Here is a 12,360-nt window from a genome sequence, read left to right as displayed (position 1 = left end):
TTTAGGCTCTGGGGTGCGCTTTATCATAAACGCTTTTTTTAAGATTTGTTGACACGTGAGTATAAATGGTTGTTGTTGCAAGAGAGCTGTGACCCAAAAGCGTTTGTATAGTTTTCAAGTCCATACCATTTTCTAACCAATGTGTTGCTATTGTATGGCGTATTGTGTGAGGTGTGATGGTGCCTACAAGCCCGCTTGCAATAAGGTACTTTGCAAATTTACGATCTACAGAACGCGTTGTAAGCCTTTTTCCGAGTCTATTTAAAAATACAGCTTTTGCATCGCTCTCTTCTAAATGTCCATCTATGTTTTTATTCCTCTCTGGATGTTTAAGGTAGTTTAGAATCCACTCTGCAGCGTTTTTTGTGATAGGAATCACTCTTTCTTTTTTTCCTTTTCCCTTCAAGCGCACAAGTAAATTTTGTGCATCAAAGTCCTCCCGGTTTAGTGCAACAAGTTCACTCACCCTAAGGCCAGAGCTATAAAAAAGTTCCATCATACATCTGTCTCGAAACCCTAAATATTCACTCAAATTAGGCTGTTCAAAGAGCCTTTCTACTTGATCATACGAGAGAAATAAAGGTATGCGCTTGTCCAGTCTTGGACTATCTATTTCCTCCATAGGGTTTTCTTCGATATACTTTTCTTTAAATGCATATTTAAAAAAAGTACGCAGCGAAGATATGCGCCGAACAACTGTCCTCTTGTTAGCGCTTGCTTCTACTAAACTTGCAAGAAATGAGCGCAAAACTCTTTTATTAATCTTCTTAAAATCAACACGATCTAAAGTCTTATCACGTATTTCATAAGAATGATCATAACGAATCTTTTCAGATTGCAGCTCTTTTGCCTCTAAGTAGTCTTTTAAAGAGTTGAGGTCGATTGCATAATTTCTAATCGTATGTATTGACCCATTTTTTACGACTTGCAAATATTCTAAAAATTTATACGCTGCCTGAATAAACATCCTTGAATCTCTCTCATTTTTATGGTATCCTTGCCCCCACTTCAATATTAACAAGTGTTTTAATTTATGATTACTCTCAACAGCATCTCCAAAAAATTTGCAAATCGCACCCTCTTTGATAACGTAACCATCACCTTTAGCGACGGCAATCGTTATGGCCTCACAGGACCAAATGGAGCTGGTAAGTCAACACTTCTTAAAATTATTATGGGTCTTGAAAGTGCAAGCGGTGGAACTGTGACACTACCTGCACGCGTTGGTATTCTCAAGCAAAACATAGAAGATTTCAAGGATATTTCTGTAATTGATGTTGTTATGATGGGTAACCAAAGACTTTGGAAAGCCTTTAAAGAAAGAGATAATTTATATGAAGCTGAAATGACAGATGCTGTTGGAATGCGCCTTGGTGAACTTGAAGAGATCATTGCTGAAGAAGATGGCTATTCTGCAGAATCTAACGCGGAAGTACTCCTTACAGGCATGGGAATTAATCTAGAAAAACATGCACTAAAAATGAGCGAAATACCCTCTGACGAACAGTTTAAAGTGCTTCTTTGCCAAGCTCTTTTTGGTGAACCACAAGCCCTACTTCTGGATGAGCCCACAAACCACCTCGACTTAGAATCAATCAGCTGGCTAGAAAAATTTTTACACAACTACAAAGGCGCTCTCATCGTTGTAAGCCACGATCGGCACTTCCTAAATTCTGTAACTACACATATTGCGGATATCGATTATGACACCATCATCATCTATCCTGGCAACTACGACGAAATGGTATGTACAAAAACGCAGGTGCGAGAAAGAGCTGCAGATGATGCTAAATCAAAAGAAAAGAAAATTGCGCAATTGCGTGAGTTTGTCGCTAAATTTGGAGCTGGAACCAGGGCAAGTCAAGTGCAGTCTCGTCTTCGTGAAATCACACGTCTACAACCTCAGGACCTCAAAAAATCTAATATTCAACGCCCCTATATCCGCTTTATTCCGTCTGATAAGGCTTCTGGAAAAATTGTTTTTAACGCCTCCCACCTATCTAAAAGCTATGGTTCCAACCACGTAATTAAAAACTTCTCTTTAGAGGTAGCTAAAGGTGATAAAATTGGTGTCATCGGAGCTAATGGAAGAGGAAAGTCTACGCTACTAAAAATGCTTGTCGGCGCATTGACACCAGACAGCGGAACTGTTGCCTTAGGACATCAAGCACAAATTTGCTACTTTCCACAAGAGCACTCTGATCTTATCGACAAAAAAGTTCTTATCACAAGCTTTGACTGGCTTCGTGAGCGAAAAAAGGGCATCTACGACCAAGACATTCGCTCAGCTATGGGAAAACTTCTCTTTGGTGGAGAAGATGCCTTTAAAAATGTATCTACCCTCTCTGGTGGGGAAACAGCAAGGCTTATCTTAGCTGGAATGATGCTCTCTGATCATAATACAATTGTTTTAGATGAGCCAAACAACCACCTGGACCTAGAGGCTGTCTCTGCACTTGCTTGGGGCCTAGAAGAATATAAGGGAACTGTTGTTGTAGCAAGTCACGACCGTGATCTTATTGGAACTGTTGCAACAAAAATTGTAGCCTTTGAAAATGATGGCATTCATGTTTTTGATGGACCTTTGGAAGAATATATGGCCAAAAAATGAGAGCTATGCCATAAAGAAAAATAAGTAAAAAAAATATTTTTCTTCATAAGGAGACTCTCATGAGCGATGTAACCCCTAGTTCACCAGATAATACCCCTCAACCCGTCTATACGCCTCCCTCCGCCACCTCTCCCAATTCGTCAAAAGTAACTTATAAGGTTCCAACAAAAGCTCCCCCTAACTTATCCCCTCAAGAGCAAACTACATTCAAAGCTCTCATGAAAATGGCCCTAGAAGCAGGACAAAGTGATGCAAATAATACTGATGTAAAGAACAAGGCCGAAGTACTCAAACATGCTATGGAAGAAGTAATCAACCATGCAGTTCATGAAGGACATATTGCAGAAGGCCCAGTTACTCAAGAAGTTGCCAACGCAGCATACCTAGAACTAAATAATTTGCCAGCTTAGCATATACACAAACAAGTTGAAGAATTGTACACAAACAATTCTTCAACTTGTTTGTGTATGCAAGAGTCTAATAAAAAATGGGAGGATTTTAAGCCGGATTCTGTAAAGTTGTACTTTAATTTAAAGCACAACCGGTCAGTCATTCGTCTAGGAGATACATCACTGCATCCCTCAAGCGACCTTGCCAAGGCATACTACGAAGAGTAGTTCTTTATCGCCCCTGTTTGGCCTTGCTTCGGATAGGGTTTATAACTTTAAAACCAGAAGTTACCCTCTGGTGGCTCAAACTCATAAAGCGAGCATTTTCAGCCTATCTGCTCATTAATAATAAACAGCGGTATGTTTTCTGTTATACTTTCCGTAGCCTTACGACCCCCAGCATTTCACTGGTATCCTCTTCTTCGAAGTCCGGACTTTCCTCTCTCCAAGCAAAACTTGGACAGCGACTAGACCCTCTCCTCCCAGAAACTTTACGCAGATGCTCTGCGTCTTCTCTTTTTAGTTGCAACAGTTGTATCTTCAACCATCTCACTATCTAGCCAATAGTGCAGGCGCGAGCAATGTTCACAAAAAACTGGACGCTCACCCCTTCTAACAAGGTTTTCATGCTGAGCAGTCAAAACAATGTGGCAACCACTGCATGTCCTATTTTCGATAGGAACCACAACTCTATCTTTTTTATTGCGAATAAGCCTTTCATACACTTTAAAAAGGTCTTCAGGAGCTCTTTCTTTAAGAACATCACGCTCTTTTTGAAGCCCTTGCCCCTCTTTATTAATTAAAGCAATACTCTCATTAATTTCTTTTTCTAAGGCCTTGCTACTTACATCCGTTGACTTCAAGCTCTCTTGAATCTGCTTCAACACTTCTTCTTCTTGAATTAAACGATCTGTTAAATCACTTAGTTGCTGCTCTTGTTGGGTGCGCTCTCTTTCTGCGGCCGTAATTTCATGGCTTACAGCACTAAATTCCTCTACTTTTTTCAAAGAATTTTGCTTTGTTTCAAGGCGCTCGATTTTTGCATTAGCTTCAGCAATTAAAGACTCTGCAACCCGAATCTCTTTTTTAATTTCTAAAACTTCTTTTTCTTTTAGCTCGGACTGCTGTAAAAAGTCTGCTTTGATAGCATTGATATGCTCTAATTCCTTCTGGCGTTCTTTTTTAACACGCATCAGACGGATCATTTTCATATCTAATTCTTGAATCTCCAGTATTACTTTGAGGGATTCTTGCATTTGTTGGTCCTTATAAGTATAGATCTGTAAATTAAGTTGAAAGATTACCCATTTCTTCGATAATTCTCAAGAAAAAATAAGCTCTCTAGTGTATACATATTACCTAATGTTTTTAAAATGAAATTTTTATGGTTCTTGTTTTAGGTATTGAAAGCACATGTGATGAAACTGCGGCTGCAGTTGTCGAAGATAGCGTGCATATCCTCTCTAATGAAATTGCAACACAAGAAGACCTCCATGCACTTTATGGCGGTGTTATTCCTGAACTTGCCTGTAGACGACATATTGACACTCTCATACCCATCATCCAAAAAGCCCTGACACAAGCAAAATGCACGCTTCAAGATATTGACCTAATCTCTGTTGCTAAGGGACCTGGATTAATTGGAGCATTACTTCTTGGAGTAAGCGCTGCAAAAAGTCTAAGCCTGGCCCTTAACATCCCCTTTATCGGTGTAAATCATGTAGAAGCACACCTTTATGCAGCCTACATGACAAGAATAAGCGAAGTCCTATTTCCTGCCTTAGGCCTTGTTATATCAGGGGGGCATACCTTTCTTATTCAAATTCAAGAGATTGGAAAATATACACTCATTGGTCAAACAGTAGATGATGCAATTGGTGAAGCGTTCGATAAAGTTGCAGCTATGCTCCGTCTTCCTTACCCAGGAGGCCCTGTTGTTGAACTTTTGGCTAAAACTGGCAATGAAAATGCCTATTCTTTTAAAGCAGGCTCTGTCAAAGGTAAACCCTTTGATTTTTCCTTTAGCGGACTCAAAACAAACGTTCTTTATGCCATCAAAGGACAAGGAGCCAAAAAAGATAGCCCACTTATCATTCAAGAATCTGACAAAAAAAATATCGCTGCCTCTTTTCAAAAATCAGCTCTCACAGACATCGTATCAAAATCTCTTCTTGCCGCTAAGACATTTAATTGCAAATGCTTACTCGTTGGCGGCGGCGTTAGCAATAATAACTATTTAAAAATGTTATTTACAAAAGAAAATAGAGATAATATCCCTCTATTTTTTCCAGAAAAAGCACTTAGCCTAGATAACGCCGCAATGATTGCAGGCCTTGGTTATCATCTTTACTCAAAGGGCAAACCTGCAGACTCCCTTGACCTGGAAGCTCTGACAAGAATACCTATCTAACTTTTTACTTGACTAAGATTCAAAATCGGCGCAAATAGTTGAGAATATACACAATTTGACACTTGGGAGGTATGTCATGGTAATCAATAAGAAAACAACTGCTCCTACTGGAAAAAGCAGTGCGGGAAGTAGCGCTCTTTTAGAAAAAGCTTTTGAGCCTACAGGCACATGTGGAGCTCCTTCCGGAAAGCAATGCATTACTAAAGTTATCATCGATTATGATGTTGGATTTGGAAATTCCCTCTACATTCGTGGTCAAGGAGCAGGTCTTACGTGGGAAAAAGGTGTTCAACTTAAAAACGTAAAGGCAAACGAATGGATTTGGGAAACTTGTGCTACCTGCACAGTTGCTGAATTTAAAATACTTATTAATGATCGTCAATATGAAACAGGACCCAACCATAGTATTAAATGTGGATCAACAACCCAATACAGTCCCAGATTTTAATTCAACACTCGCAAAAGCCCTTATAAAGGCCTCTTTAGAACTACACAAAAGCTCTAAAAAGCCCAGCGCTTTAGTTGGTTTTGATGGTTTTACTGACGACGTTGTTGCAGCAGTTGCTACACGAGAAAGTCCGAGCGAATATACTCGCATAGAAAAAATTTCTGACTTTGGACAGCGCATCATCGGATCTGCGGGAGTAAGTTGCAACATCGAATTCGTACCTCTAATGCGAAAAATTGGTGGTAATGCACCCATCCTTGCCAATGCTCTTTTAGAAAGCGGACATACTGTTTCATTCATCGGTGCCATTGGCAAAGAGGGTGCTATAGAGCCTTTATTTCATGAAATGGCAAGGCGTTGTAAAAGAGTTATTTCACTTGCAGCAAGCAGTCACTCCGACGCTGTAGAATTTAATGATGGCAAAGTTATCCTTGGAAAGCATGAATCTCTCATTCATGTCAATTATGAAACCTTATTGGAGCATGTTCACAAGACAGAACTCATCCAGCTTCTAGATAAGGCAGACCTCTTTGTCAGTGCAAACTGGACCATGCTACCTCTAATGAATACAATCTGGGAAAAACTACAAGAAGATATTCTTCCCTTTCTCTCCAAAAGAACAGAAGGTAATTCTCGTCATCTATTTATAGACCTTGCAGACCCTGCAAAACGCTTAAATTCAGATTTAAAAAAAGCACTTAGCTTACTCAGTCATTGGCCTTCTTCTCACTCGGTCATCCTAGGGCTTAATACTTCAGAATCTGTGCATGTAGCATCCATTCTTAACATTCATGCCACTTGTTCTACGCCAAAAGAAACATTAATAACAGCTGATACTTTAAGAAAACGTCTATCTTTACATGGTATACTCATTCACACCAAGCAGTTTGCAGTCATTTCAACAGAAAAAGAGAGTGCTACTCTAGCAAGTCCATTTTGCAAAAAACCTTTAATTACGACAGGGGCTGGTGACAATTTTAATGCTGGATTTTGCAGCGGCCTTCTCTACCAACTACCTCTCAAAGAATGCTTAGGTCTTGCTATTGCAACAGCCGGATTCTACATCAGAAACGGTAAAAGCCCAACAACAGAAGAGCTCATCACCTTTCTGAGCCATTCCTGACATAAATTTTCCAAGAGAATTGCTTTCTCTACAAAATCATACCCTATTAAATTAGGAAATTGGTAGACTTAAGCGACTAAAATGTTAGGAGCTTTACGTAGATGACCCCGTCCAATTTTCTTGATCACTACCTAAAAAATACTAAAGAACATGACCGAACAAAAGCTGCAATCGCTTATCTTGCGGCCCTAGACCACATAGAGTCCTCTTCTCCACTCATCTCTCACCAGATCATACAAGAGTTAAAAGACCAGCGCTCTTATTTAAAACTCATTGCCTCAGAAAATTTCTCTTCTCTTGCCGTGCAACTTGCCATGGGAAATTTACTCACCGACAAATACGCCGAGGGCTACACACATCACAGATTTTATGCAGGTTGCGCAAATGTCGATGCTATTGAAGATGAAGCTATCTCTCAGGTAAAAACTCTTTTCAATTGCGAACACGCCTACGTACAGCCACATTCTGGGGCAGATGCCAACTTGATTGCGTTTTGGGCCATACTTATCGAAAGAATACAAAATAAAGAGATTAAAAAGCTCTCCAAAAAGAACCTCGATGAACTTACACCAGAAGAATATGAACAAATAAGACAACTATTAATCAATCAAAAGCTAATGGGCATGAGCTTAAATTCTGGCGGTCACTTGACACATGGTTATAAACACAATATTTCTTCAAAATTCATGCAGGCAATAAGCTATGAAGTTGACCCCAAGACAGAGCTACTTGATTACGCAGCTATAAAAAAACAAGCACTGCAAGAAAAGCCCCTTATCCTGCTTGCAGGCTACTCTGCATATCCACGCAAGATTAATTTTGCTATCATGAGAGAAATTGCAGATGCAGCAGGTGCTGTCCTGATGGCCGATATGGCGCACTTTGCAGGGCTTGTTGCAGGAAAAGCTTTTACTCATGAATTTGATCCCATTCCACATGCACATATCATCACATCAACAACACATAAAACTCTCAGGGGACCACGTGGGGGCATTGTTCTCTCAAATCATGAATTTAGCGAAACTATCAACAAAGGCTGTCCTCTTGTTATGGGAGGGCCTCTTCCACATGTTCTTGCAGCTAAAGCAATTGCCTTTAAAGAAGCCAATCAAGAATCCTACCGCTACTATACAAAAAAGGTGCTTAGCAATGCAGCAACACTTGCAGAAAGTTTGATGGAGCAAGGCATTCGCATTACAACAAATGGCACCGAAAACCACCTTCTTATAGCAGACCTCTCCTCCTTTAATCTAACAGGAAGGCAAGCAGAAAGTGTTCTTCGAGAAGCTCATTTAACCCTAAACCGCAACGCAATTCCCTTTGATCCAAATGGTCCTTGGTATACATCTGGCATACGCATAGGCTCACCTGCCATGACAACACTTGGAATGGGACATGATGAGATGAAAGAAATTGCATCTATCATCGCCTTTGTCCTTAAAAATACAAAGGCCGCAATTCATAATGGCGTTGTAAGTCAAGCAAAGTACACAACTTCTTCAGAGGCAATTAATAAAGCCAAAACACGTGTTCAAGATCTTCTTACTCGATTTCCCGTCTATCCAGAAATCCAGCTATGCTAAAAATTTTAGACTGGAAATGTTAAATTAGAATATGCTATACCTCGCACAACATTTAATTTAGGAAATATTATGACTCTTCCAAATGGACCTGAAGACCACACTTTCAAAACACTTGATGATAAGATCGATCATGCTCTTCTTAGTGCAAGAAGAATTTTTTTCTCCGATGTAGTGGATAATGACACTGCACGCACTACCATTCGCAAACTTTGGTACTTAGAATTAAAAGATCCTGGCAAACCTATCCTATTTATTATCAATTCACCAGGTGGATCTGTTGATGCAGGTTTTGCTATATGGGATCAAATTAAAATGATCACATCACCAGTAACCACATTAGTTACAGGCTTAGCAGCCTCCATGGGCTCTATTCTCAGTCTGTGTGCAGCTCCAAAGCGTCGTTTTGCAACAAAGCATGCCAGAATCATGATTCATCAGCCCATCATTCAAGGGATTATTAAAGGACAGGCAACAGACCTTGAAATCCAGGCTAAAGAAATAAAAAAAACACACGATGCACTCATCAATATGTATGTGAAAGCAACGGGTAAAGATTTCAAGACCATCGAAAAAGCTCTCGATAGAGACACTTGGATGACTCCTGAAGAAGCATTAGCATTTGGACTTCTAGATGGCATCGTCGACTCTTTCAACGACTTGTAAAATTTTATTTTCAAAATACTCTGGAGCCGGCAATGACTTTATATTAGTTGATGATCGCTCCTCTCTTTTTCCAGCAGACGACAAAAATTTTATCAGACAAATATGCCACCGTCAACATGGTATCGGTGCTGATGGTCTCATCCTTTTACAAAACTCTACAAAAGCAAACTTTCGTTTTCGCATTTTTAATGCCGATGGCAGTGAGGCAGAAATGTGTGGTAACGGCGTGCGCTGCTTTGCAAAATTTACTCAAGAACTTGGGTTTAAAAATGATTCATTTATGCTAGAAACAATGCAACGAATACTTCAAGTATCTTTTATCGGATCAAAAGTTGCAGTCGACATGGGCACTGCGACAAATATTCACTGGGATATTAAACTTCAACTAAAAACAGGTGAGAAGCTGTTACATTTTCTAGATACAGGAGTTCCTCATGCTGTATTATTTGTAGAGAGTTTAAATACCTTCGATGTTGTAAATGCAGGAAAAGAAATACGCTTTCACCCTCTTTTTCAACCAAAGGGAACAAATGCAAACTTTGTTGAAATAACAAATCAAAATAAACTTCACATCAGAACTTACGAGCGTGGTGTGGAAGGCGAAACGCTTGCCTGCGGGACAGGAGTTACCGCTGCAGCGCTTACTGCAGCGCATATCTACAATCTTCCAAGCCCAATTAATGTACAAACCCACTCACAAGAAACTCTGACTATCTCATTTAAAAAAGAAAATAATGCTTTTTCACAAGTAATCATGACGGGTAATGCTCAACTCATTTTTCAAGGTAATATCCCTTGCAAATAAGGATTCTTTTTCGATAAACTCTACTTCTTTAGCTCCAAAGAGATGTAACTCATGAAAGACAATTCCAAAACACCACAATGTCCTCTTATTTTGCGCGCACACAGACTTATGGATGCTTTTGCCAAATCTGATGACGAGCGTGACTTCTATCTAGACAGACTAGAGGGCTTTATTATCTATGTAGATTTAATGAAATCAGAGCAAGAGCTTACAGCCCTAAAGGGAGAACTTTCTGAACATAAACAACGCTATGTGATGCTACCAAAGCTTACTTTTTATGAAACAAAAAAAATCATGGAAGGATTTGTTAATGAAAAAGTTTACGATATCGATACCAAAGAAAAACTTCTTGATGTCATTCAATCAAAAGATGCCAGAGACCACTTCTTAGACTTTATCTACGACCACTTAACTGAGTTGGAAAAATGGCAACAATACTATCAAGAACGCTCACGTATCCGCATCATTGAGTGGCTACGTAATAACCAATTCCAGTTTGTCTTCGAGGAGGATTTGGAAATAGAGCGCCCCATGATTGAAAAGCTCAAGCAATTTCTCTTCGACACAAAACCCTCGAAAGAGATTGCTCACGCAAGGGATATTCTTTTAGCCAAAGCTAAGACATATTATTCCACAGAGGCTCTCAACCCAAGACCTAAAAGAGGGCGTCCTCCCAAACAGACTGTCAAAGTAGAAGTGGAACAGCAAATGACAACAGACCTTTACGCAACTGTTGGACCACAAATTAGACCCTTTCTTTACATCCCAGATATTACAAGCACATCTGCAATTACCTTTTCTTCCAAATATGATACTGAAGAAGAATTCCTTGCAAGTCGCAATGCCTCTAAACAGAGTCCTCTTGAGAAGTGGGATAGCCTTTCCAAAAAACTTGCCTCTTTAAAAAGCCTTGGGAACCAACCTCATGCACCGGAGCAAGAGCTTACAGCCTTTTCAAAAATCGATTGGTCAAAAGAAGAAGAAGATGATGATGACCTAGATGAAGAAGATGCTCTTCCATCTGCTTCCACAAAAAAAGCACCTTCAAAAATTGAAAAAGCATCTAGCAAAAAAACAATTTCAGAAAAGCCATCTAAGCCCATACCCCCTCCCAAAGAGGACAAAAAACTTAATAATAAGAAACCCGTGAAGGAGATAAAAAAGAGCACAATAGATAAAAAACCTACACCAAAGATCGCACCTTCAAAAAAACCTCTTGGGAAAACCCTAGAAAAGACAAAAGGAAAGCCTTTGGGAAAACCTCTTAATAAAGCAAAGCCTATCGCTCCATCCAAAAAGCCCGTAATTAAAAAGAAGTAAGTTAAATTGTACGCTCAGCCTCTATTCTCATCTCTTCATACTGCTGAGCAATAAGGTCGGAATGCCCCAGAGCGATCTGCCATTTGAAATGCTCTTCAAAGCTCTTATAAATAGGTAAAAATGTATCTTTTGGAAAGTAGCCTAGCTTAATGCCTTTAGTAATTAACTGCTGTGTTTCTAGAGAATTCAAATATTCCTGCTTCTCAACACTTTCAACGTACTCATCTTTTGTAATTTTCCCCTCGTAAGCTAATTTATTCAACTGAATAAAATGCTCATCACTTGCGGCATTATGTAATTCAAAAATAATTGAAGAGATCTGCTTACCAAGAGTCCACTGCTTAGAAGAATTAAGAATAATTGCTCTTTTTTCTCCAATCCAACAAGCATCACACATATCTTTACCAAGCGGCGCCCAAGCCAGCGTAATACCACCCCTTTTCTCACAATGTTGAATGAATTGATGGCTATCTGGAAAATGAGACAATGTATTTACTGCCTTCTGCAATACAAGAGGCACTTGTTTAAAAGCTCTCTCTTGGAAAACGACTTTATTGTTTTCAATTACTCTGGAATAACAAAATGAATTTGATAATAAAAACAAAACAAAGAATATATAATACATTACAAACACCTAAAATTTAAGCGTCTAATTATCACTCTTTGCTTTAATTAAAAACAAACAAATTCTATATATAAATATCTTTTCTATGATCTATATCGACTATAATTAACGTCAGCTCGATTTTTAACTAGTTTATTGTTAACAACTTAAGCTATTGTTCATTAAAATTTAAAGCTGGTTTTTTGGAATGAAACACGGAGCCACAGAGACACGGAGAGTGCTTTTATACCTAACGATTTGTCTGGTCCAATTCACCCACATAGGTTACAGTTTGATTCACCAACATAGGTAACAGTTTTGTCTTTATGAGAGATAAAAATTCTAATCTTAAAGACATAAACTGATTCACCAACATAGGTAACACTCCTAAAATAAAGGTCATT

General features: G+C 39.1%; 11 protein-coding genes, 1 other RNA gene and 1 pseudogene. 9 read left to right on the top strand and 4 right to left on the bottom strand.

What is annotated here, in order from left to right:
- Nucleotide 1: 1 nt before the first annotated feature.
- On the bottom strand, nucleotides 2–967 hold the full coding sequence (locus P4L16_03740) for a tyrosine recombinase XerC (GenBank protein ID MDR3624236.1): 966 nt from the start codon (nucleotides 965–967) through the stop codon (nucleotides 2–4).
- A 66-nt stretch (nucleotides 968–1,033) separates the two neighbouring features.
- Here P4L16_03740 and P4L16_03735 point away from each other — a divergent pair, with 66 nt between their 5' ends.
- Complete coding sequence (locus P4L16_03735) at nucleotides 1,034–2,611, top strand: ABC-F family ATP-binding cassette domain-containing protein (protein ID MDR3624235.1); 1,578 nt, start codon at nucleotides 1,034–1,036, stop codon at nucleotides 2,609–2,611.
- Between the two features lie 59 nt (nucleotides 2,612–2,670).
- Nucleotides 2,671–3,021, top strand: coding sequence for a hypothetical protein (locus P4L16_03730; GenBank protein ID MDR3624234.1), 351 nt, complete (start codon nucleotides 2,671–2,673; stop codon nucleotides 3,019–3,021).
- Nucleotides 3,022–3,095: 74 nt separating this feature from the next.
- Here the strand turns inward: P4L16_03730 and rnpB are convergent.
- An RNA gene (gene rnpB, locus P4L16_03725) (RNase P RNA component class A) lies at nucleotides 3,096–3,485 on the bottom strand.
- A gap of 6 nt (nucleotides 3,486–3,491) precedes the next feature.
- Entirely contained in the window at nucleotides 3,492–4,256 is a 765-nt protein-coding gene (locus P4L16_03720; GenBank protein MDR3624233.1) for a C4-type zinc ribbon domain-containing protein, read from the bottom strand.
- A gap of 128 nt (nucleotides 4,257–4,384) precedes the next feature.
- Here P4L16_03720 and tsaD point away from each other — a divergent pair, with 128 nt between their 5' ends.
- From tsaD to P4L16_03685, 7 genes and pseudogenes are all read left to right on the top strand, one after another.
- Nucleotides 4,385–5,410, top strand: a complete 1,026-nt coding sequence (tsaD, locus tag P4L16_03715; GenBank protein MDR3624232.1) for a tRNA (adenosine(37)-N6)-threonylcarbamoyltransferase complex transferase subunit TsaD — start codon at nucleotides 4,385–4,387, stop codon at nucleotides 5,408–5,410.
- A gap of 76 nt (nucleotides 5,411–5,486) precedes the next feature.
- Nucleotides 5,487–5,858: a hypothetical protein gene (locus tag P4L16_03710; GenBank protein MDR3624231.1), complete on the top strand. Its 372-nt coding sequence runs from the start codon at nucleotides 5,487–5,489 to the stop codon at nucleotides 5,856–5,858.
- Nucleotides 5,794–6,981, top strand: coding sequence for a PfkB family carbohydrate kinase (locus P4L16_03705; protein MDR3624230.1), 1,188 nt, complete (start codon nucleotides 5,794–5,796; stop codon nucleotides 6,979–6,981). The genes P4L16_03710 and P4L16_03705 overlap by 65 nt, the downstream gene beginning before the upstream one ends.
- 101 nt (nucleotides 6,982–7,082) lie before the next feature.
- Complete coding sequence (locus P4L16_03700; GenBank protein MDR3624229.1) at nucleotides 7,083–8,564, top strand: glycine hydroxymethyltransferase; 1,482 nt, start codon at nucleotides 7,083–7,085, stop codon at nucleotides 8,562–8,564.
- Between the two features lie 69 nt (nucleotides 8,565–8,633).
- On the top strand, nucleotides 8,634–9,227 hold the full coding sequence (locus tag P4L16_03695) for an ATP-dependent Clp protease proteolytic subunit (protein ID MDR3624228.1): 594 nt from the start codon (nucleotides 8,634–8,636) through the stop codon (nucleotides 9,225–9,227).
- The gene (gene dapF / locus P4L16_03690; GenBank protein ID MDR3624227.1) at nucleotides 9,196–10,032 is read left to right on the top strand and encodes a diaminopimelate epimerase; all 837 of its coding nucleotides are present in this window, start codon (nucleotides 9,196–9,198) and stop codon (nucleotides 10,030–10,032) included. Before P4L16_03695 ends, dapF begins: the two co-directional genes overlap by 32 nt.
- Before the next feature lie 51 nt (nucleotides 10,033–10,083).
- A pseudogene (locus P4L16_03685) lies at nucleotides 10,084–11,043 on the top strand (UPF0158 family protein).
- A gap of 310 nt (nucleotides 11,044–11,353) precedes the next feature.
- Here the strand turns inward: P4L16_03685 and P4L16_03680 are convergent.
- A complete protein-coding gene (locus P4L16_03680) occupies nucleotides 11,354–11,977 on the bottom strand; it encodes a hypothetical protein (GenBank protein MDR3624226.1) in 624 nt (207 codons plus the stop codon).
- Nucleotides 11,978–12,360: the final 383 nt, after the last annotated feature.

This window comes from Chlamydiales bacterium, assembly GCA_031292375.1.
In the GTDB taxonomy this organism is placed as follows: domain Bacteria; phylum Chlamydiota; class Chlamydiia; order Chlamydiales; family VFKH01; genus JARLHF01.
The sequence above is the reverse complement of the archived record's forward strand: the minus strand, read 5'-3'. Positions and strand labels throughout refer to the sequence as shown.